General features: G+C 65.4%; 9 protein-coding genes and 1 pseudogene. 3 read left to right on the plus strand and 7 right to left on the minus strand.

Annotated elements, in window-relative coordinates; all coding sequences use genetic code 11:
• Nucleotide 1: 1 nt before the first annotated feature.
• The 5 genes and pseudogenes from J5T34_RS21005 to J5T34_RS24085 form a co-directional block, all read right to left on the minus strand.
• Entirely contained in the window at nt 2–11,752 is an 11,751-nt protein-coding gene (locus J5T34_RS21005; RefSeq protein WP_208582753.1) for a filamentous hemagglutinin N-terminal domain-containing protein, read from the minus strand.
• Nucleotides 11,753–11,862: 110 nt separating this feature from the next.
• Nucleotides 11,863–12,759, minus strand: a complete 897-nt coding sequence (locus J5T34_RS21010) for a peptidylprolyl isomerase (protein WP_208582755.1) — start codon at nt 12,757–12,759, stop codon at nt 11,863–11,865.
• Nucleotides 12,760–12,787: 28 nt separating this feature from the next.
• On the minus strand, nt 12,788–14,575 hold the full coding sequence (locus tag J5T34_RS21015; RefSeq protein ID WP_208582757.1) for a ShlB/FhaC/HecB family hemolysin secretion/activation protein: 1,788 nt from the start codon (nt 14,573–14,575) through the stop codon (nt 12,788–12,790).
• 1 nt (nt 14,576) lies between these two features.
• Nucleotides 14,577–16,724, minus strand: coding sequence for a filamentous hemagglutinin N-terminal domain-containing protein (locus J5T34_RS21020; RefSeq protein WP_208582759.1), 2,148 nt, complete (start codon nt 16,722–16,724; stop codon nt 14,577–14,579).
• 224 nt (nt 16,725–16,948) lie between these two features.
• Nucleotides 16,949–17,145: pseudogene (locus tag J5T34_RS24085) on the minus strand (helix-turn-helix domain-containing protein); the annotation flags it as partial.
• 132 nt (nt 17,146–17,277) lie between these two features.
• On the opposite strand from J5T34_RS24085, the gene J5T34_RS21030 reads away from it, so the two are divergent.
• The 3 genes from J5T34_RS21030 (at nt 17,278) to J5T34_RS21040 (ending at nt 20,502) form a co-directional block, all read left to right on the plus strand.
• Nucleotides 17,278–18,747 carry an amidase gene (locus tag J5T34_RS21030; RefSeq protein WP_208582761.1) on the plus strand — a complete coding sequence of 490 codons (1,470 nt, stop codon included), beginning with the start codon at nt 17,278–17,280 and terminating at the stop codon, nt 18,745–18,747.
• Nucleotides 18,748–18,822: 75 nt separating this feature from the next.
• Nucleotides 18,823–19,812, plus strand: coding sequence for a Bug family tripartite tricarboxylate transporter substrate binding protein (locus J5T34_RS21035; protein ID WP_208582763.1), 990 nt, complete (start codon nt 18,823–18,825; stop codon nt 19,810–19,812).
• 195 nt (nt 19,813–20,007) lie between these two features.
• Nucleotides 20,008–20,502: a Rid family hydrolase gene (locus J5T34_RS21040; protein WP_208582765.1), complete on the plus strand. Its 495-nt coding sequence runs from the start codon at nt 20,008–20,010 to the stop codon at nt 20,500–20,502.
• 165 nt (nt 20,503–20,667) lie between these two features.
• On the opposite strand, the gene J5T34_RS21045 is transcribed toward J5T34_RS21040, so the two are convergent.
• Nucleotides 20,668–21,276, minus strand: coding sequence for a glutathione S-transferase (locus J5T34_RS21045; RefSeq protein WP_208582767.1), 609 nt, complete (start codon nt 21,274–21,276; stop codon nt 20,668–20,670).
• Nucleotides 21,277–21,402: 126 nt separating this feature from the next.
• Nucleotides 21,403–22,191 (minus strand): aldolase, encoded by a 789-nt coding sequence (locus J5T34_RS21050; protein WP_208582769.1) that lies wholly within the window; start codon nt 22,189–22,191, stop codon nt 21,403–21,405.
• Nucleotides 22,192–22,196: the final 5 nt, after the last annotated feature.

Below are 22,196 nucleotides of genomic sequence, written 5' to 3' on the forward strand. Positions count from 1 at the left end.
CTCATTTTCCTGTATGGAACGGAATGACCGTAACTAGCCTGCGACTCCCATCAGGAAGTACCTTAAAAGTGCTCTCCAGCTTCGCAGCCTGGCCAGATGGGCCAATAAAAAGGGAGTCTCGGACCTCGAAATTACCATACTGATTTGAGAACGAACGAGAAACGTTTCCCTCCGTGTTTACGGCACGAGCAAGGTGGTCAGCCAGCATTTGATGTCCAGCATATGTATCAGGAACACCAAGTCGCTTCATTTCCAATGCAAGCTGATTGGATCTCGCCGCATTATGACTTCCACTCTCGACACGGCCAAAGAGGTAGTCGAATTTTCCGTTTGCGATTTCGACCTTGGTGCCGCTGACCACGGCATTGCTGCCACTTCCGCTCTCGACCCGATCAAAAAGGTCGTCAAATTTACCGGTTGCGTTTTCAACCTTGGTGCCGCTGACCACGGCATTACTGCCCTTGACGGCCAAAAACTCGCTGATCTTGGCGTAAGCCGCGCCACCGACCGGAACTACCGACAACAGTCCAGAAATCCAACGATCCGCGGTGTCTAACGGACGACCACTGAGTGTTTGTCCCGTTACCGCTTGGTACAACATCGCCGCCGAGCCGTAGTACGGTAACAGATTCGACAATGTGTCGGCCAACTTCAAAGCTTGTTCCGGCGTCAGATTGTCCATCCGCGCCAGCATCGCTGCCGCTTCGACTTGCCGCACTTGGGCGTCAATTCGCAGAAAGTCGGCCTGAGTGCACGAGCTACCGCACTCAGCCAACAGACGCGCATTCTCCCGCGCTGCAATCCCCCGCACCGGGCCAAGCGACGTGGCGTTGTTCAGCGCTTCATTCTGTGCGGCGAGCAGAGCCGAAGTCGCGTCAGTACCAGCCAACTCTCCGGCAGCCCCTCCGACCAGCGCCGCAAGCCCCACCGTTAGAGCTTGGCGGAACTTGTCGTCGCTGTAGTTAAGGACAGCGCTATCGGCATAAATGGCATCACGAATGAACGGCGCCAAGATGGCGCTCGATGCCGCGCCCACCGCTCCTCCGGCACAGTCGCCGCCTGTGGCACTAGCAGCAGCGCATCCCAGCGCCCCGTGGGCCAACGCATTGGCAAGCACCGTACCGGAATCAGACCCTGGAGCCCCAATGCCTGGAAGGTTCAAGCCGATCGCGCTGGCTCCGAGCGCAGCCCCTTGGCTGACAAGGTTCCCAATCAGCGCACTACCAAAACTGCCACCGTAGATCGCCGTATGGACCCCAGCACTAACCAATCCTGTGCCAACTACGCCCACGGCCTGCTGCCAAAGAAGATTGCTGCCTCCGTCCTTGATCGCCTGCGTGACGCCGGGCACGCTGGTCGTACCAGCGAGGTTCGCAAGGGTGTTGGTTCCTTTCAGTGGCACTCCCCACTTGCTTAGTCCGAAGCTCGAACCGTCGAAGGTAATGCCATGCGTCAACCCAGCGGTAGCCGCGCCAACGGCGCCCGCCATTGCGAGCTTGCCGAAGTTCAACCCTTGTCCGGAGGCAACCTGGCTGACAGCACTGCTCGCCATGCTGGATAACGCCGCGGTCACCATCGCTTGGCCGATCGTCATGTTGGCCAACGCAACGTTCATCGCGACGGCTGCCGCGCCGGCTGTCACCAGCGAGGCCGCGACAGCGATTGCCATCACGACGAACGTGGGCAGCCCCTTTTTCTCCTTGACGAAATCCTGATGGATATCGTCTTTGACCGTGCTGCTGGTGTAGTTCAGGCCGAGGTTGGCCTCCAACTGCGCCACCAGCGCATCTGACGCTTCGCGGTCGATGCTGCCGTCCGCCTTGCGGATCTGGAAGGCGTCGTTGACAGCATTGATGCGCTCGGCATTGATGTCCATCTGCGCCGCAGCCATGAAGCCGCCGGGCTGCACCTGCGTGCCGCTCGTCTTGAGGTAGCCACCCGACACCTTGCTCCAGATGGCGCCAATGTCCACCACATTGGCCTGGTTGCTCAGCGTCTGTGTATCAACGGAAAGACTGCCGCTGGCGCTGATCGTGCCGGTATTCAGGATGCTCCCATTCCCATCCTGATTGAAATTGAGCGTGACGTTATGCCCGCTGATATTCCCGCCCGCCGACATCGCCTGCATATCGGCCGGCAGATAGATCTGCGGCATCAGCGCGGTGATCGTCGGGCAGCTTGCGGTGCCGGTCGCCGTGCAACTGGGGTCGGGAACCGTCTGTTCCACATACCAGAGCATCGGCTTGTCCAACTCGTTGACCTGGGCCTGCGTGAGAGCCTCGCCGAGTTGGACACCATTGGCCTGGGCGTACTCGAGGGCGTTCTGATAGAGGATCGCCTTCTCGACCTGGGCGGCCGACAGGTTCTGCTTGTTGTCCGGTGCCAGTCCGTCGATGAAGCTTGCCTTGCCGGTCTGCTTGAGCGCGGCCTGCTGCAGCAGCAGGTTCTCTTCCTCCGGGTTGTAGTAGAACAGGGTCGAGCCCGGCTGCAGCGTAGCCGGCAGGTTGTCGAGCAGAATCTGCGGGCCGAAGCCGGCCGACAGCGCGGGGCTCAGTTGGCCATCGATATAGGTCGCCTTGCCCGGCACGGGCGTCGGCAGGCTGCCGTTGCCCACGGCGCGGGGCACGCCGAGGTTGAGGCCCGGCATGGTCAGCGGCGTGAGAGAGATAACCTGCGACGGTGCATTGACGCGCGGCGTATACGTATTGGCCGTGGTGATGCCGTTGATCAGGTTGACGCCGGTCAGCGACACCTCCGTGCCGATCACGTTGCCGACGTTCTGGATCTGACCGCCCGAGGTAATCGACAGGTTCGGTGCCTGGATGGTCGCGGCGATATTGCCCACCGGCGTGGGCGGATTGATGGTGCCGCCGGTAGCGGTATACGCGCTGCCATAGAGTTCCGCGCACTGTTCCGCCGAGCCGCAAGCCCACACATCGTGGCGCTTGTCGCTGCGGAACATGCCGGTCTTTTGGACCCAATGGGAGTGCCAGTAGGCGTTCAGTGTCTGCGCGTTGTTGACCACCGGGCCGGCGACATTGATCACCGCATTGGCGCCGGCGGAGATCAGGCTGCCAACGTTGGTCAGCGAACCGGCGTTGATGTTCAGCTTGTTGCCGGCCGAGATGACCGAGGAGCTTCCGGCCTGGTAGTCGACATAGGCTTCGCAGTAGCTCTCCTTGTAGCCGCCCGCCGTCATGCAGCCGGCATACTGCTCCTTCTTGCCATAGTTCTCGTGCACCGTGACCGGAGGCGGCAACGTATTGGTGATCGCGCCCTCGACATTGAGCTCGATATTGTTGCCGGCGACGATGTTGCCGGAGCTGTTGGTCAGGCTTTTTGCCGGCGTCGTCGATCCTGCCGTCGAGCCGACCCCGCCGATGACGATGTCGTGGCCGGCGATCAGGTTGCCGTAGGTGTTGCTGGTCTGACCTGCGGCAATGACCAGGTCGTTACCGGCGTAGATCGACGCGTTCTGCTCGTGATAGCTGAACGTCGTCGTGTTGGGATCGTTGCCGCGCGGACGCCCTGCTGTTCCGCAAGAGGTATCCGGCACGCCGGCTGCACAGCCAACCTGCGTGGAATAGTCCTGGCGGGTACCGCCCTGGTTCGTCAGGCTCTGCGCGTTGATGACGACGTTGTTGCCGGCGTACAGGATGCCTTCGTTGACCAGATTGCCGCCGCTGATGGTCAGGTTGCTGCCGGCGGCGATCAGGCCGAGCGGCATGGAGGACGTGATAGTTCCAGTGGAGGTCGCGGCCGCGGCGTTGACATTGAAGTTGTACAGTGCCGGCGCGTTGATATACGAATCCGATTGGCCGGCATACACGACCGGACCTAGCGCCTTCAACGCCGTCAGCAGGGCGGTGAGTCCTGCTTGATCTACGGTGTTGACGCTCTCGTTGACGCGCGTAGCCGCTACCGCGCCGTTGCTGAGCGATTGAATATTCAGCAGGATGCCGCCGATCGCGGAGATTTGACCACCGCGGTTGGACAGCTCGTTTGCCGTCATGGAAATCGAGCCACCGGCCGAAATCACCCCTGATTTGCCTGGCTGCTGCGTCGTGACGGTCTGGTAGACGTCAGGCAAATCAAATGCTTGCGACTTGATGCTCGACGGTGATGGAACGACCTGCCACGCATCGCCATCGACTGTCGAGCCATTGTCGCTGCCTTCCACGCCCATCGGGACTCGGGTCGGGTCCAGTGCTACCCGCTCGGCGGTATTGGCGGAGGTGCCCAGGGGCGACAGCAGGTCGCCCAGCGTGACATCCTTGGTCACGTAGATGAGGTTCTGGCTATCGACCGTCGTCCCCCGGACGAACCGACCGACCGTCACGGTACCAATGACATTGGACAGCAACAGCGCCGGATCATCGATTCGCGTCGTGGTCGTCGTCTGCCCCGTCGGCGCCGTCTGATCGTTGATCACCCGATTCGCCTGGATCGAGATATCCCGCCCGGCGGTAATCATCCCGCCGGTATTCTGCAGATCGCCGCCCAGGTTGAAGCGAATGTCCCCTGCCGCCTGCGTGACGCCCAGCTGGTTGTCATACCAGCCGCCGTTGACGGCGATCGTTCCTTGCGCCTCCACCGTGCCGCGGTTCGTCCCCGAACCATTGAGGGTGAGGTTGCTGTTCGAATGAATGACGGCGTCGAGCGCGTTGTTGATCGTGCCGTTGATGGTCAGATCGCCTGCACTGATCTGACCGGTGTTGGTGAACATGCCGCCCGTGGCCAGCGTCATCGGCGCCGTGCCGTCGATACGGCCGGCGTTGGTGAAGCCGTTGTAGCCATTGGCATAGACACCTTGGCCGCCGGTGTTCCACGTTCCGGAGACGTAGATCGAGCCGGCATTGATGCGAAGCTGGCCGGCCTGGCTGATCGTGCCCTGCGAGGGGTCGAACGCCATGTTGGCAGCCGAGATACCCAGATCGCGTTGCGCCAGGATATGGCCGTAGCCGTTGTAGAAGGAGCCATCGCCGCCGGTCAGCGTCAGCGACATATCTCCCGTGGCGCCATTGGCCACGTTCGGATTGCCGGCAAACAGCAGGCCGCCGCCATTGTTCAACGAGGCGGCGGTGATGTTCAGCGCGTTCAGTCCCATCAGCGAACCGCTGTTGGTCAAGCCGCCGGTCACCGAGACCTGCGTGGTATTGCCGTTCACCACGCCGGCATTGGTCAAGCTGCCGCCTTGAATCGTGGTGGTGCTGGTCGAGGCGAGCGAAGCGCCCGCGTTGTTGACCACGTTCCCGCCGGAAACGGTCAGATTGCCGCCGGACAATACGTTGCCGGAGTTGGTGACGCCGTTGCCGCCATGAAGCGATGCCCCGCCCACCACCAGCACTTGTTGTCCGGTGACGGCAAGCTGATCGGCCGCGCGCGCGTCCAGAGAACCGCCCACGATCGCGTTGCCGACCACGACATTGGCGCCGCTCAGCGAGGTGTTGCCGGCGGAGACCAGCTGCATCCGGCCAGCATCCAACGTCTCCTGCGCGGCGACCTTGACGTTCTTCGATCCATCCAGCGAGCGGGACAACGCCACATTGCGTCCGGCCAGATCGACCTGGCCCGCGACGGTGCTGCTGCCGCCAAGCGCCAGCGTCTGGCCCGCCCGCACGGTGGCATCGCCGTTGGCCGAGATGCCTGCCACGCTGACATTGCCGCCCGATCCCGTGACATTGACCGCCCCCATCGCGGAGAGGCTGCCCGTGGTCACATCGCGCGCCGCCTGAATGGTCAGATTGCCGCCGGTCGCCACGGGCCCGGCAAACGACGCGCTGCCCGCTGACGAATTGACGGCGATGTCCCCGACCACCGTGGTCTTGCCGAATGCCGCATCGCCGACGGCGGTTGCCGTCAGCTTGCCGGCACCTTCGATATTGCCGAGCGCAATGGCGCCGCCCGAACGGATGCCGATGTCGTCGGCAAAGGTGAGCGCACCACCGCCGGCAACGTTGCCGCCCGCGTCGATGGTGCCGCTGCCCAGTCCGAACAGCGCGCCAGTCAAGGTCGTGGCATTGCCCGACGACAGCGTCGTGTCGCCGTTGATGAGCCCGCCAGCGAGCGCCAGATTGGCACCGGACCTGGCGTTCAGATTGCCGACGACCGTCATGTCGCCGGTAACAGCGAGATTGCCCGTACTGGCCGTCAGCGTCGCGTCGGCATTGGCGCTGAGGAGCCCGCCAACCGTCAGGTTTCTGCCGGCGGTGGCTGTCACGGCGTCATAGCTCAGAACGCCGCCATTGAGCGCGGCATCGCGCGCTGCCGTCACCGTGGCGGAGCCGCCCGACACCGTAAGGCCGGCCACCGCAACGTCCCCGCCGCCGCTGGTTCCGTTGGCCGTCAGACGAATGGTGTCGCCGGCCTGCGCGTCGCCGAGCGACAGGCTGTTGCGCGCGGTGATGGTGAGCGCGCCGTTGGTGGCGGTGGTACCCGTAACGGTAATGTCCCGGCCGGCCGCAAGCGTGGCCTGCGTGCCAAACGCGGCCGCCGCGGCGCTGAGGTTGCCACCCGCGCTGATCGTGCCCGCGCCCTGCCCCGCAATACCGCCATCGAGTGCGATGTCGCGAGCGGCCTGGATATCGGTGGAACCGGCCGATGCCACGGCACCTGTCGCGCGCAGATCGGAGCCTGCGGACAGTGTCAGGTCGCCCTGGGTTGCCATGCCTGCGGCATCGACGCGTCCATCTCGCGCCGTAACGGACAGGTCGCCAACGGTGTTGATGTCCGCGGAAACGGCGACATTGCGGCCGGCATTGAGCGTACCGGCAGCCCCGCTATTGATGGCACCTTGTGTCGCGATATCCCGCGCGGCCTGCAGCGAAACGTCGCCGATTGCCGTAATTGGACCCGACGCCGCAATGTCGCCGCCCCCGGCCGTGCCATTGGCATTGACGGTGAGCCCGCCGCTGACAGCCTGGACCGCTCCGAGTCCGGCCGAGTTGCCCGCCGTCACCGCGACAGTTGCGCCTTGCAGGCTGCCAGTAAGCGCGGTGTCGTGTCCGGCTTGCACCGTCGCGGCGTTCGCAAAGGCCGCGGTCCCGTTGCCTCGCACGTCTCGGCCTGCGATCAGCTCGCCATCGCGCTGTCCGGCAATCGCGCCGGTCAGTGCAATGTCGCGGCCGGCCTGGGCTGTCAGCTTCTCCGCGGCGGATATCTGTCCCGCGACGTTGACGTCCAGACCGGCGGAAGCAGACAGGGCTCCATTGGTTACCGCGTTGCCCGCGACGGTGACGCTGCCAACCTCGGCCCGCAGGGCAAGATCATCGACCGATTGAACCGCCCCCGTCACCGCCACGTCGCGGCCCGCGTCGAGCTGCGTGGTCGCGCCCGCCGTCAGTGCGCCGCTTACGCTGACATCGCGACGACCCGTCACGTTGACGGCGCCTGGCACGCCGACCGTGCCGGTCAGGGCGGCATCGCCCTCGCCCGCACTGCCATTGGCGGTCAACGTCAGCGTCGTAGAAGACACGACGTTATGCAGCGATGCATTATTGCCGCCGGTAGCCTCGACGCGATCGGCTTGCATGTTGCCCGTCAAGGCCATGTTCCGGTCTGCCTCGATCGTCAGCGCCTGCGTCATCGACTGCGTGCCGCCACCCAGCACGTCGCGACCGGCGTGAATCGTGCCCTCGGCCGCGCCCACCAGGGTACCGTTCAGCGTGGCATCACGCCCGGCCGTCAGTGCGATGGCGCCCACTGCCGTGGTACTCGCACCGGTCGTCAGATCCTGTCCGGCGATCGCGTCGAGCGTGCCGCCGCTGTTCAACCCGCCGGTGGCGTGCAGGCTGCCCTGCCGCGCCAGCACCGATAGATTGCCTACCGACTCGACCGCGCCCGCCACATCGACATGCCGCTGTGCGTCCATGACGATGGCCGCACCGGCGGCGAGCTTGCCGTCCACGGCGATGTCCTGGGCCGCGGCGATGCTTGCGGCACCGCTGGCCGCCGCCGTGCCGGCGATACGGACATCTCCCGTCCCGCCGTTGCCAAGTGCTTCGATGTCGAGCGTCGATGCCGATTCCACATTGCGGACACTGACGGCATTGCCGCCGAGAACCTGTACCGCCTGGCCCTGGATCAGTCCGTCCTGCAAAACGTCTCGGCCAGCGGCAACCGTCGTTCCATTGCCGAACGCGATCGTTCCCGCGCCGGCGACATCGCGCGCCGCCATCACCGCGCCGTCCGACTGCCCGTGCAACACGCCGGAGACCACGACGTCCTGCCCGGCCGACAGCGTCGTTTGTCCGCCGGCGGTCGAATTGCCACCAAGCCGGATATTGGTCCCGGCCCCGATATCGAGGCTTCCCTGGCTGGCAATGGTGCCGCTACTGGAGACTGATCCACCGGTCGCGTTCAGGGTCATGCCGGTGACCGACTGCATCCCGCCGTCGACGGTAAGATTGCCGGCGGCGGTTGCGCTTACGTCCGCGCCACCGACGATGGCACCGGTGAGCTTCATGTCTCGGCCCGATGCCAGCGTGAGCGTCGAGCCCGCCTGCACGTCATGCAACGTAGTATTGCCGCCGGCATCGACCTGAACGGTGCCTCCACGCAGCGAGCCGGTCAGGTTCGTATCTCCCCCCGAGCGGGCCTTGGCCGCGAGCCCGAATGCCGTATCGCCGCTGCCGCCAATCGCGCCGCCGGCATCGAGCGTGCCGTCGCCCTGGCCGACGAGCTTGCCATCGAGCAAAATGTCCGCGCCTGCGCTCAGCGACGTATGGCCCAGCGCCGTCGTGGACTTCGGCCCCAGCGCGATGTTCTTGGCCGCATCGATCGTCAGATCGCCGCCGGACTGGATGTCCCCAGTACTGCGGAGCGACCCGGTGCGAGATTGCAGCGAGACGTTGCCGTTCGACTGCAGCATGCCGGCAATCACGGTATCCCGCGCCGCATCGGTCGTCACCGCGGCCGCGGTCTTCAACGCGCCATCGATGACGACGTCGCGCGCCGCGGTGAATGTACCGGTGCCCGCGCCCTCCACACTGCCCACGATCGTGATGTCGCCGCTGTCGCCATTGCCATTTCCATTGGCACGCACGGCCAGGCTGTCGTTCGCCTGCACGTTGGCAAGCGACGCGGAGCGGCCACCGGTGATGTCGACCGCCTTCGCCTGCAACGTGCCCGCAATATTGGCATCGCGCGCAGCACCGATGGTGGCGTTGCCAGCAATCGCGGTCTTGCCGCCGAGGGTAACGTCGTTGCCTGCCGTGACAAGGCCTGCGCCCTTCGCCGATGTCGCGCCGGTCGTCACGACGTCGTGGCCCGCGTTCAGCGTCATGTCGCCCACGACATTGGTATTGCCGCCCAGCGTGATGTCGCCTGCCGCATTCGCAGTCAGCTTGTCGCCAGCGGTCAGATCGCCGCTCGCCGCGATATTGCCGGCCGTCGCGGATAATGCCAGCGACTTGATCGCCTCGACATTCCCGCTGACGTCGATACTGCGGCCCACCGCGATGGCAACCTCGGCGCCCCCCGCGAGCGATCCGCCGATGGCAACGTCCCGCTGCGCGTTCAATCTCGCGCCACCGACCGACGCCACATTGCCGTTCAGCGCGATGTCGCCTGCACCGTCGACGCCCTGCGCGACGACATCGAGTGCGCCGCCAGCCTGCACGTCCTTGACGCTGACGCCGTTACCGGCGCGGATCGCCAGATCGTTGGAAAGCAGCTTGCCGGTCAAGGCGACGACGTTGCCCGCGGTCAGCGAACCGCCTTCGCCAAAGGCGATCGATCCCGCGCCGGAGATGTCGTGGCCGGCGTGCAGAGCGCCACGCTTCTGGGCGATGAGGACGCCCGACACATCCAACCCGTTCCCGGCACGCAGGTCGGCGTCGGTACCCGCCAGCAGCGAACCGCCGATGCCGATGTTCCCGTCGGCACTCACGGAGGTGGCAGTCCCGCTGGCGAGCGAGCCGGAGATAGCCGTATCGCCCCCCGAACCGAGCGTTGCCTGCTTGCCGGCCGTGACCTGGCCGGACACCGCGAGGTTCTGCCCTGCCGTTATGCCAAGATCGCCTTCCGTGCTGATCTTGCCGTCCGCGGTGACATTGCGCCCTGCGGCAATGGTGGTACCGCCCTTGGCAAGCACCGTTCCCTCAGCCGCGATATTGACGTCGCGGCCTGCCTGGGCAGCGACCGACCCGGCACCGAGCTGCGCTGCGACGGTGACATCCGCCGCGGCGTCGAGCGTCACAGCCCCGGTTGCCGTGGTCTCGTCCGAAATGTGAAGATCGCCGCCCGTCGACTTCATCGACAGCGCGCCACCGCCCTGGAGCTTCCCGGTTTGAAGACTGCCGCCCGCCGCAAGCTTCATGTCGCCGCCAGCCTGAGCGTCGGCAATCCGCCCGTTGCGGCCGGCGTCGACCGTCAAGGTCTTGCCCGTTTGCAGCGCGCCGCTCGACGTCACGTCTCCGTCGGCACTGATCGTGTAGCCTTCCACCCCCAGTTGCGTGCCGCTCAGCGCAACGTTTCCGCTGGACTTGAGCGTCGCCTGCCGCTGCGCGGCGGTGGCCGCCAACGTCAGATCGCCGTTGGCAGAAATATCGAGATCGCCGGCATTGGCTGCGAGCTGGCCTTCCATGCGCACGCCCATACCGGCAGCGGTGCCGATCACCTGGATCTGCCCTGCCGTGATCGCGCCAAACGCCGTTGCATCGACCGCATAGCCGCGGTTGGCCCCGCCGTTCGCTGCGGCAATCGCAGCAGCGGTATTCGCCGCGCCGTTGGCCGTGGTTGCATAGCTGGTGCCGGCATCGCCGATGCTCGCTGTGGCAACCTGTTGGCGACCGGCCACGATGTTGATGCGATTGCCGGCGTAGAGCGGCGCGTTGATGCCGACGGTCTCGCCGATCAGGTCGATCGCCCCGACCGTACCTTCGACACCGGCTCCGGGGCCATTGACGCCGCTATTACCTTCGATCTGGATATGCCCGCCCCGGACGTCGTAGGCCAGTGCGCGGGCGTTGGCGAAGTCGGTCAGGCCGCCGCCAGGCGCAGACAGAAACTGTGGGCGACCAGTGGACAGCGTCACGCCGATCGTGTTGGTGAAGCCGACACCTTGCGTCGCGATGCCGTTCGGGTTCGCAATAATGACGGTCGCCGGCGCGCCAAAGACCTCCAGCGGGCCACGAAGATAGCTGGCATAGCCCGTACCGGTCGAGGTCACCTCGTTCAGGATCGTGCTCGCCGTGCGGTTGCCCAGATTTGGATTGGCTTCGAGCTGGCCCCCGGTGAGCGACGTTCCGCTCATCAGGCTGTTGTTCAGGATCAGGCCGACGGGATCGACATTGAACTGCTGGTATTGGTTGACCGAGATGCCGGCGGTATTCGGGGCCGCGATGTTGACGACCGGCACGCCGCCGGCTGCGCCGGTGGTCTGCGTGATGGTGGGACGAAAAACGATCGGCGCGTTCGGGTCGACGATCGGCGTGGCATGCGCGGCCTGCAGTTCAAAGCGAATCTGGAGCGCGGTGAGCGCGCGCAGTCTCTCCCACATCTCGTCGGTCAACGCGCGCTGGCCCGCGTTGAGCGCGCCCGCCGCGCGGCGATCCTGCTCCAGCGAGATCGAGAACGGCGTCAGCCATGTCAGCACGGCGACGCCACCGGCGAACACCCGCTGCCACAATCGACGGCCGGTTGCCTGCGTCTCGCCGCTACGCTGGTGCAATGCCGCGCCATCACGTACGACGTCCCGCGCCACCGCTCCCTGTTCCAGTTGACCGAAGACGACCCGATTACGCTTGTTCATCGCTATGTCTGCGCTTCTTTTTGTTAGCCCGACCCGCGGCCGGAGCTTTTCGCCAGCCGCCGCGGCTCCGTCCCGACACGGAGCAGCGCGCTCGAAACGGCCTCGCTTGTTTACTGTTGAATGCGGGCGCTCTTCATCAGCTCGACCACAACCTGCTCGGTCGCCTTCTGCAGCGCCAGTTGTTCCAGCTGAGCGCGCAGCGGTCCTTTGATCTGGTCATACGGCGGGACCTGCGTCGGGCGCTTGGCATCGACGCGCAGGATCCAGAAGCTGTCGCCCAGTTGCACCGGCGCCGGCGCCACACCGCCCTCCGGCAATTGCGTCAGCGCTTGCGCGAGCGGCATTGGCCAGTTCTGGGTGTTGCCCTCCTTCAGCGGCAGCTTGAACGACACCCAGTTCAGCGCACCGCCCTGCGCGGCCGATGGCCCTTGGCCGTACTGCCGCGCGAGCTGCGCGAAATCGGTGCCTTTGCGCAACTGCTCGAGAACCGTCTGCGCGGCTGCCGCGTCCTTCACCACGATGGCGCTGGGCTTGATTTCGAACTCGCCCAGCGTTGCGACGATGGCATCGAACTTCGCGCGGACGTCAGCCTCGCTGACCGGCTGCGGCTTGACCGCGTCTCGCAGGTACTCCTGCATCATGGCCGTGGTCTTGGCTTGCTCCATCGCGGCCTTCACGCCCGGGCGGACGTCGTAGTTCCGCTTCTCGGCGGCCTGGCGGAACAGCTCGCGGGCAATCAACTGGTTCTTGACCGATTCGCGCAAGACAGGCGTCTCAGGCGTATTGAGCGCCTTGAGCGCTTGCTGCAGCTGTTCCTCCGAAATGGCGACGCCGTTGACGCGGGCGACGACGCCGGCCGGCAACGCTCCCTCCGCCGCCGGCTTGCTTGTCACTTTGGCTTCGGGCTGCGACTTGTTCGCGGCAACGGCCATTGGCGCGGTCGTGGTTAATGCGGCGGCAGCCAGACATGCGAGAGACGCTTTCAGCGACGCTTGGAGATGATTCATGACGCGGTTCCTTGGATGTGTTCTTTGACTAGATCGACCAATTGAATGTGGCGAGCAATACGGTGGCCTTCTCGCCCAGCAAGGCGGGCTGAATCAGCGCGCGGCCCAGCAGCACTTCCGCAGAGAGAATCTGCTGGCGGATCTTCCATTGAGCCCGTGCGCCAAGGCCCGCACCCACCAGCGTCGGCCAGCCGCCCTGGGCAACAAGATGCGCCTTGCCGCCATCGATGAAGACGTACGGCTCGATGCGCGCGTCCTGCCAGGCCGGCGCGTTCTGCCACGCCAGCTCGTTGCGCACGTAGAAGCCGCTGTCTCCGGCGATTCCGCCCTCGTTGAAGCCGCGTACCGAGCTCATGCCGCCGAGGAAGATCTGCTGCGTACCGAAGAGCGCGACGTCGCTGTACTGCATGCGCATCAGGCCGCGATAGCCAAGGGAAGCGCTGCCGATCGAGCCCAGCGTTGCCTGGACGGTCGCCGTCGCATCGAACTTGGTGAACTGGTTGTGCGCTTCGTCCCGGCCGATGCCGTCCGCATCCTGGACCGCGGACAGCCAGCGCAAACCGCGCGACACGCCTACGTCATAGGTCGACGTCGCGGGCTGCCCCATCGCGCCGAATCGCACCAGCCCGTTGAGCGCGGCCCGCAACACGGTCAACCGCTGCGGAGACAATTCGATGCCATTGACACTGCGTTCGGAACGCGTCCTGGTCAGCGTCAGGTCGAAGCTGGTGCGGCCGGCACGCGAGCGGCTCAGTACCGAGTTCCAGCCGAAGATCTGGCTGAAGCTCCGTCCCTGCAGCAAGGCGACATCGCCGATGGTCTGCTGGTATTCGGAGACCGACGTGGTGTAGCTGAAGGTCTGATAGCCGACGGGCACCGCGCTGGACATCACCAGGGCATTGCTGTCGCGCGTGCCGATGAAGTTCAAGCCGATCGACTCCTGAAAGCCGATGACATTGCCGGCCTCCGCGCCAAACCGATAGCGCTGCTTTCCGGTCTGCGTACCGCCGTAGTTGTCGAAACCGATGTCGTAGTAGATCCGGTCTCCATAGCGGTTGCTCACCGCCACCACGGATTCGCCTGGGGACTGTCCCGGCAGGATCTGCAGCTCGGCCTGATTGCGTCTCAAGCGATTGATCTGATCGACGCCCTGTTCGATGTCGGGAAGACGGAGCACGTCTCCGGGGCCGGCCGGGAACGCCCACGCGGTGCCGGCATCGGTCACCAGCCCGCCGCCTTGGGTATCGAACAGCCTGGCATCGTCAGACACTGGCCGTAGCGGCGCGCCATTGAGCGTATAGGCGCCGATCCTTCCGGCAATCACGTTCACGGTCAGTACGCCGGAGGCCAGGTTCTGAGGACCGAGATATGCACGGGTGGTAATCAACCCTTCGGCAATGAAGGCTTCGGACAGGCGCCTGAGCAACAGGTTGACGCGATTCCGACCCAGGCGCTTGCCGAGGAAGGGCGTGGCGATGGCATCCATGCGGGCTGCCGCCAGAACTTGATCGCCGGTGAAGCGGATTTCCCGGATGGCGAAGGTCGGGTCCACATCGGGCAGCGTTTCGATATCCATGCCCGCGGGCAGGTCCGGCGCCGACGGCAGCGCAGGTGCGGCGATCTGAGCAGGCGGTTGTTCGGCCTCCTGCTGACGCTCGCGGGCCTTCTGATCCTGCAGCAGACGCTGCGCTGGATCCTGCTCGGCACGTATGGGAGGCAGGCCGAGCGGCGGCAATGGCGGTACGCCTTGCGCCAACGCGAGCGGCGAACCAATCAGCGCCATGCCGGCGCAGAGCATTCGACGAAATGACTTCATCTCACAACCCGATCCAGGAAATCAGGCCGAGATGGTTCTGCAATGTCACCGGCGTGCGGTATGGCAGTCGCAGCGTCGCCATGCCACCGCTTGCGCTGACGCCATCCGGGGCCATGAAGACGCCGCCGTCGATCTCGCCGACGCCGTCGATCGTCACCTTGCCCGTGCCCGCGCGGAACAGGCCGCCGCTGTCCGCCCGATAGATGGTGGCCCAACGGTTGCCGAACCACGCCTTCATGTCGTTTTCGCGCGTGAAAGCCGTATAGCCGGTCACACCCTGTGCCACCACACGTGGCGCAGTCAGATGCAGGCGGCCAATGGCAAGCACCGTGCCGCCCACGTTGTCGATCTGCGTCCCGGCCGACAGCGCGATATCCCCGCCGGCCTGAATCGTTCCTCCATAGGCCTGTACGGTGCTGGAGGCGCGGGACCGGCAGAAGAACACGCAGCTGCGGTGAAACGACGCCTGGCCGGTGAATACGGCTTCCGTACGCAGCGTATCGGTGGCGGCGATGTCGACCGCGCCGTTGTTCGAAAGAATCGATCCGCCGCGGTTCAGCACGTTTCGCGCGGAGATGCGGACGTCGCCGCCGTCGGCTGTCACGTAAGCCAGGCGCTCGGGATCGGCGAGGGAACCATAGTCGACGCGCATGCCGCTCTCTCGCCGCGAGAACACCAGCCAACGCGGGCTGCGGTGCGAGTACGTGAGCTCCCGGCCGCTCCCGACGCCGTCGATATGATCGACGAGGTTCGAGAAGTCACCGCCGGCCGCAATCGTTACGGTCGTGTTCGACAGAATGCGCGCGTTGCGGTTGGTAACGCTGCCCGCCGCGGATATCGACACGTCGTCTGCCTGTCCGAACAGGATGCCGAGTTGGCTTCCCGCAGTCGTGCGGTTCGTCACGTCGCCGGCGGCAATCAAGGTCACCGCACCCGCGGACGTGGAGTTCTCCTCGATGCGTTTGCTGCCCTGAACCAGATTGTTCAGATTGACGATATCGCCCGCGCTATGGATCAGCACGCCACTGTTTGCCGAAGCCAGCGTGGTCGTATCCGACCCCCGGTTCTGCATGGTCACCGAGGCGCCGTCCAGCACCGCCGCGCCGTTGGCCAGCGCGTTGGTCTCCGAGATTTCCAGATCGCCGGTGGCCGCAATGGTCAGACCTCCACCATTGGCCCGAACGTTCGCATGGCGCAACGCAACGGCGTCCTTGGCATGGATGCTGATGCCATTGGCCGCCGTCAGCGTACTATCCGCGATCTGAACGCTGCCGTTGGAAGTCAGCACGAAGTCGCCGTAAATGGCATTGAGCTCGCCGGCGCTGCGTACGCCAGGGCCCTTGTCCGTGACGATCAATTCGATACGGCCGCTGGAAAGGCTGCCTGCCGCCGTGATGTCGATCGCGTACCGGTCGCCGGTCCGAGCTTGCGCCGGTGGCGACAAATGGAGCCACTCGTGGCCGTTGTCAGTCGGAGAGAGACCGGTGTCGATGGTGGCCTTGCTCGCACCAGCGGTCAGCCGCGTGACGGCAGTGTGCGACGAGAAGGTATTGGTCACCGGCCCCTGTACGGTGATGTTTCTGGCAAGCAGGTCCAGCGCAATCAGCGCGCCGCTGAGGCCCTGAGGGCCGACGACAATGCTGCCGCCAGTGGTGTCGAGGTTGACGTTGCGCTGCATCACCCCCGGCGCGATCTGCAGATCGGTGAAACTGACCTGCCCAGCGGACAACGCCAGATGCCCCACATTGACAAAAGATCCGCCGTTGACCGTAATCCCGTTCGGATTGGCCAGCACCACATTGGCCCGCGGACCAGCAACTGCCACCTCACCCATGATCACACTGGGATTCGTGCTGGTGACCTGATTGACGATGGTGCGCGCGTTGATGCCGACGTTATTGAGCGTGGCACCGGCACTTCCTACATCGAAGCGCGCATAGGTGTTCTGCGAGACCCCGGCCACCGCCGGCGCGATATTGACGATCTCCCTGCCGTTCTGGCCTATGGCGACGTTGGTGGCGGTGCCGCCGTCCGGGACAATGCCGGCCGCGACGGTCGACCGGCTGGCACCAGCGGCCCATACGCAGACAGCACAGAAGACAGCGGTCAGCACAGGCCGGCTGCCGCAGCGGGTGTTGATATTGACCATGTCAGGCGCGCTGCCCGATACCGCGGGGCGCGCTCCTCTCGTTATTCTGGCGTTCGCCTTGGAACAAAATTTCGCCGGATTGGCGACCTCTAGTCGGCGTTTACGACCTGGGAGAGGAGGGTCTGAACCCCACTGAAGTTGGGAGAACAACTGAGGGATTGGCGCACTGGCCGGACGGCGGCCTCTATCGGATGACGGCCCCCAACGCAGAACTTCGTCCTACCTGACCTCACCATGCCGCGCGGTCGGCGGTCGAACAGCGGCACGCCAAGCAGCGCCTCCAGCGACGCCACCTGGCGGCTGACCGCCGATACGGTGACATTGAGCCATTGAGCCGCTGGGCCGCCTCGGTCAGCGAACCGCTTCGGACGACTTCCAGGAAATAGCGCTGCGAGGTGTCCTGCAGGCGGTGCGACAGCATGAGCGGCTCCTGGGAGGCAAAAAATGCCCCGTTCTGGTTTGCGTTTTACGCAAGGTTATTTGAAATAATCGTTGATTGTGCGAAACCCGGGACGGCCCGTATGCTGTTCCGGACTACCGAAGGAGACTCCCCATGGCGCCCGACCAGACCGCTTCGAGCCAGCCCACCAACCCGATCGTCGAACTCGACGCCGTCGCGCTGTCCCGCGCCATCCATGCGCGCGAGGTTTCCTGCGTCGAGGTGTTGGACGCCTTCTTCGGCCAGATCGACCGCCACAATCCCCGCGTCAACGCGATCGTGGCGCCGATGGACCGTGACATGCTCCGCACGCAGGCGGCCGAGCGCGATGCCGACCTCGCTCGGGGACAAAGCCGTGGACCTTTGCACGGCTTCCCGCAGGCGCCGAAGGACATCAGCCCGGCGGCGGGCATGGTCACCACCAAGGGCTCGCCGATCTTCGCCGGACAGGTCACGCAGACCGATGCCGCGATCTTCGAGCGCATGCGCAAGGCCGGCGCGCTGTTTGTCGGACGCACGAATTCCCCCGAATTCGGCCTGGGCGGCCATACCTACAACCCGGTCTATGGCACGACGCGCAATGCCTTCGATCCATCACGCTCGGCCGGTGGCAGCAGTGGCGGTGCGGCGGTGGCCGTCGCGCTGCGCATGCTGCCGGTGGCGGATGGCTCCGACATGATGGGATCGCTGCGCACGCCGGCCGCGTTCAACCACGTGTATGGGATGCGGACCTCCTTCGGCCTGGTGCCGCACGGTCCGACCGACGAGGTCTTCTTCCAGCAATTCAGCGTGGCGGGCCCGATGGCGCGCAACGTGCCGGACCTGGCGATGCTGCTGTCGGTACAGGCGGGCTTCGATGCGCGCCTGCCGCTGACGCGCCGCTGCGAGCCGCCGGGCAGTTTTGCGCTGCCGCCCGAGCGCGACTGGGCCGGCGTCCGCATCGGCTGGCTAGGCGATATGAACGACCAATTGCCGACCGACCCGGGCCTGCTCGATACCTGCGCTCGCGCGCTGGATCATTTCCGCACGCTGGGCTGCACGGTCGAGCCCGCACTGCCGGCATTCGATCTGGAAACGCTGTGGCATGCCTGGATCGACCTGCGCAGCTTCTCGGTGGCCGGGGCCAATTCCGCGCTGTGGCACGACCGTGCCAAGCGCGCGATGCTCAAGCCCGAGGCCGCATGGGAGATCGAGCGCGGCATGGCACTGCCCAGCACGCGGGTGTACGAAGCGATGTGCGTGCGCAGCGCGTGGTATCAGGCGTTGGTCCAGCTGTTCGAGCGCCACGACTATCTGGTGCTGCCCGCCGCGCAGGTGTTTCCGTTCGACGCCGACTGGGACTGGCCGCACGCCATCGACGGCCGCGACATGGACACCTATCACCGCTGGATGCAGACCGTGGTGCCGGCGACGATGGCCGGTCTCCCGGCCCTGGCGGGGCCGGCGGGCTTCGGGCCGCAGGGCCTGCCCGCCGGCATCCAGATCATCGGGCCCGCGCAGACCGATGCCGCCGTGCTGCAGCTCGGCCATGCCTACGATCAGGCGGGCGGGTTTTCGCGGGTACGCAGTCCCTGGCTGGACTGAGCGCCGCCCCATGCAGCAATCGCGCTGCCCGTCGATCGAATTCGACATTCACCACTGCTGGCAGGAGTGCCCTTGATGACCGCATTGCCCCCGAAGCGTTTCTTCCTTGCGTGCACCGGTCTGTTCGCCGTGCTTGCCATGGCGACGGCCCCAGCCGCGGCGCAGACGTATCCGAACCGTCCGATCCGTCTCGTCGTACCGTTTGCCGCGGGCGGCGCCACGGACGTGCTCGGTCGTCTGCTCGCAGTCGGGCTGGGCGAGAAACTCGGTCAGCCGGTCGTGGTGGAGAACAAGCCCGGCGCCAGCACGGTGATCGGCGCCACGCAGGTCGCCAGGGCCGCGCCCGATGGCTACACCCTGCTGCTGGCGGCGAGCACCACGCTGACGCTGAATCCGGCGATCCGGCCCAATCTCGCCTATGACCCGGTCAAGAGCTTCACGCCGCTGGGGCTGGTGGCCGATATGAGTCTGGTGCTGGTCGCCAATCCCGACACGTCGCTGCATTCGTTGAAGGACCTGGTGACGCAGGCGAAGGCCAACCCGGACAAGTTCTCCTACGGCTCGTTCGGCACCGGTTCGTCGGTCCATTTCGGTGGCGAGATGCTGAAGGCCGCGGCCGGCATCCGCATGGTGCATGTGCCCTTCAACGGCAGCGCGCCGAACCTGACCGCGCTTGCCGGTGGCCAGGTTCAGGTGGCGGTCGACACGGTGGTGGCCGGCCTGCCGCTGATCAAGGCTGGCAGGATCCGTCCGCTGGCCGTGCTGTCGCCGCAGCGCCTGCCGTCATTGCCGCAGGTGCCGACGGTGGCAGAGAGCGGTTATCCCGGTTTCCAGATGGGGACGTGGTTCGCGCTGATCGCACCGGCAGGGTTGCCTGCGCCGGTTCAGCAAAAGCTCGAGAAAGCGCTGGCAGACGTCGTCAACACGCCGGCCACGCGCGCCCGACTGGTCGAGCTTGCACTGACACCGGCCTACGGCAATGCCGCCGCGGTCAAGGCGAGGGTCGAGAAGGAGTTGCCCGAGATGCGGGCCGTTGCGGCGCGGGCCGATATTCGGGCGGAGTAATTTCGGCAGGCGCGGCGCAACCCTTCGGACGATGGGAGAATCGCCGCATTATTTGACTGATCGGTACATAATCTCTTATGCTGCTCGACGACGCGCTCCGGCGAGAGCGCGTCGTCTGCATCCGCAGTGGGCGTATTTCGTCCTTTATTTTTCTCCATTTTTGTACTGCTCGTTACATTTCTTCTGGAACCGCATATGGACCATTCCGCCACTCCTGGCATCCGAACGATTCCTACCAGCACAGGCATGGTTGCCATCCCCGCTGCCCTCGAGGCGGATGTCGCGCAATTCCACTATGCCCCTGCCCGGCGCGTCGGCGACTTTGTCTACCTCTCGGGCATCGTGGCCTGCAATACGCTGGCCCAGCCGATGAGCGAGGCGGCGTTTTGCGATGAGCTGCGCAGGGTGTTCCGGCAGATCGAGGCGTTGCTCCACGCCTGCGATGCGCGGCTGGACGATGTGGTCGAGCTGCAGATGTTCCATGTCTTCGGCAGCGAGGCCCTTGCGTTGGACAAGGCCGGACAACTGGCTGCGATCGCGCGGGTTCGCGACGAGTTCTTTGCTCCGCCCTATCCGGTCGCCGTGGAACTCGCGGTGGCCGATCTGAACCCGGATGGCGGGCTGGTGGAAATCAAGGCAGTCGCATTTGCGCCGCGGGTTCATGCGATGAAGCTGGCGTCGCCGGTGTGACCCATGCCGGCTGGCTGGGGGAAAGGGAGAGTCGTTTGCCTTGGCGATACCGCTTGAGATTTTCGAGCGTCGTTGCCCTCTCCCCTACCCCTCTCCCGCGGGCGGGAGAGGGGGCACTATCGGTGTCTACATAAGGCCGTCGTCAAGCCATGCTCCGCTGCCGCGTCAAGCGTGCGGATACGTCTCGAACGCCGGGAAGCGCTCGACAGCCGCGGTCAACGATGCGATGGCGGGATGCCGTGCCGGATCGACGGCGTCCGGCAGCATCGCCTGGGTGAAGGTCCACACCACCGCGGTGGTCAGCTGCGCCTGCGACAGCGCGGTCTCCTGCACCGGCACCGCCAGGCGCGCGACCTCTTCTTCCAGCAGCGCAAACGCGCTGGTGCGCTGGCTATCGACCCGTTCGACCCAGGGCTGGTGCTGTTTCTCGGCAGGCCGCAGCATGTGTTCGTAGACGTTCTGCACCGCCTTCTCGCACGCTGCGAGGGCCAGGCCGATCACACGCAGATCGCGCTGGCGCGCCGCCAGGTCCGTCGGCATCAGGCTGCGCCCGGCCAGCGCCTCGACGTAGTCGACGATCAGCGTCGAGTCCATCAGCACCACGCCGTTGTCGCAGACCAGCGACGGCGCCTTGACCACCGGATTGATGGCACGGAATTGTTCGAAGGTGCGGAAGACCGAGACGGGTTCATGGTTGAAGGGCAGCCCCAGCAGGCGCATCGTGATCGCCGCGCGGCGGACATAGGGGGAATCGAGCATGCCGATCAGTCTCATCGTATTGACTCCAGGGTTCGATAGGGATGCGTGGGAAACCGGCATATCATCCCCTGTCCCTTGGCGGCGTGGCAAGCCGCGCTTGTTGCGCCGCACCGCGGAGCCCGCCCACCCGGCGCGATCCGGCTAGTCCAGATAGTCGGGCTCGAGCCGCGCCAGCTGCCGGTGGATGCTGGCCAGATGCAGGCGCGCGCTCTCGGGATCGCCTTCCCGCATCTGCTGCGCGCACAGCGCGGCGATGTCCGGCGCTACCGGCAACAGCCGGCGGCCCGTGCTGTCCGCGCGCACCTGAACCTCGGCGGCGCGTTCGAGGTAGTAGAGATCGTCCCAGGCCTGGGCGATGTTCGGCGCGGTCACCATCACGCCGTGGTTGCGCAGGAAGGCGATGTCCGCGTCGCCCATCGCATCCGCGATGCGATCGCCTTCCCGTTCATCCAGCGCCAGGCCGTTGAACGGGACCGTCGCGACACGTCCATAGAACTTCAGCGCGGTCTGCCCGGCCCAGGCCAACGGTTCGCCATCGACCATCGCCAGCGCGGTCGCGTTCGGCATGTGCGTATGGAAGGCCGCGACCGCGGCGGGCTTGCGCAGGTGAAGGCGGGCATGAATGAAGAACGCGGTGGCCTCGGGTTCGCCGTCGCCGTCGACGACGCGGCCGTCGACGTGGCAGACCAGCAGGCGCGACGCCGTGACCTCGCAGAAGGCCAGCCCCAGCGGGTTGACCAGAAACAGCCCCGGGTGCCCCGGCAAGGTCGCCGAGAAATGGTTGCAGATGCCCTCGGCCATTCCGAGTCGCGCCGCCATCCGCAGGCACGCCGCCAGATCGATGCGGGCCTGCCGCACCACGGGATCGCTGCGCAGCGCGGCCGCCATCTCGGCGTCGCCCGCGGCACGGCTGGAAAGTTGATGCGCCATTTATC

The sequence above is a fragment of the Cupriavidus gilardii genome (genome assembly GCF_017598945.1).
Taxonomy (GTDB): domain Bacteria; phylum Pseudomonadota; class Gammaproteobacteria; order Burkholderiales; family Burkholderiaceae; genus Cupriavidus; species Cupriavidus gilardii_E.

What these genes read in the sequence shown, in the direction of transcription:
- J5T34_RS21005 (WP_208582753.1), bottom strand. Translation starts at nt 11,752, where the DNA reads ATGAACAAGCGTAATCGGGTCGTCTTCGGTCAACTGGAACAGGGAGCG.
- J5T34_RS21010 (WP_208582755.1), bottom strand. Translation starts at nt 12,759, where the DNA reads ATGAATCATCTCCAAGCGTCGCTGAAAGCGTCTCTCGCATGTCTGGCT.
- J5T34_RS21015 (WP_208582757.1), bottom strand. Translation starts at nt 14,575, where the DNA reads ATGAAGTCATTTCGTCGAATGCTCTGCGCCGGCATGGCGCTGATTGGT.
- J5T34_RS21020 (WP_208582759.1), bottom strand. Translation starts at nt 16,724, where the DNA reads ATGGTCAATATCAACACCCGCTGCGGCAGCCGGCCTGTGCTGACCGCT.
- J5T34_RS21030 (WP_208582761.1), top strand. Translation starts at nt 17,278, where the DNA reads ATGGCGCCCGACCAGACCGCTTCGAGCCAGCCCACCAACCCGATCGTC.
- J5T34_RS21035 (WP_208582763.1), top strand. Translation starts at nt 18,823, where the DNA reads ATGACCGCATTGCCCCCGAAGCGTTTCTTCCTTGCGTGCACCGGTCTG.
- J5T34_RS21040 (WP_208582765.1), top strand. Translation starts at nt 20,008, where the DNA reads ATGGACCATTCCGCCACTCCTGGCATCCGAACGATTCCTACCAGCACA.
- J5T34_RS21045 (WP_208582767.1), bottom strand. Translation starts at nt 21,276, where the DNA reads ATGAGACTGATCGGCATGCTCGATTCCCCCTATGTCCGCCGCGCGGCG.
- J5T34_RS21050 (WP_208582769.1), bottom strand. Translation starts at nt 22,191, where the DNA reads ATGGCGCATCAACTTTCCAGCCGTGCCGCGGGCGACGCCGAGATGGCG.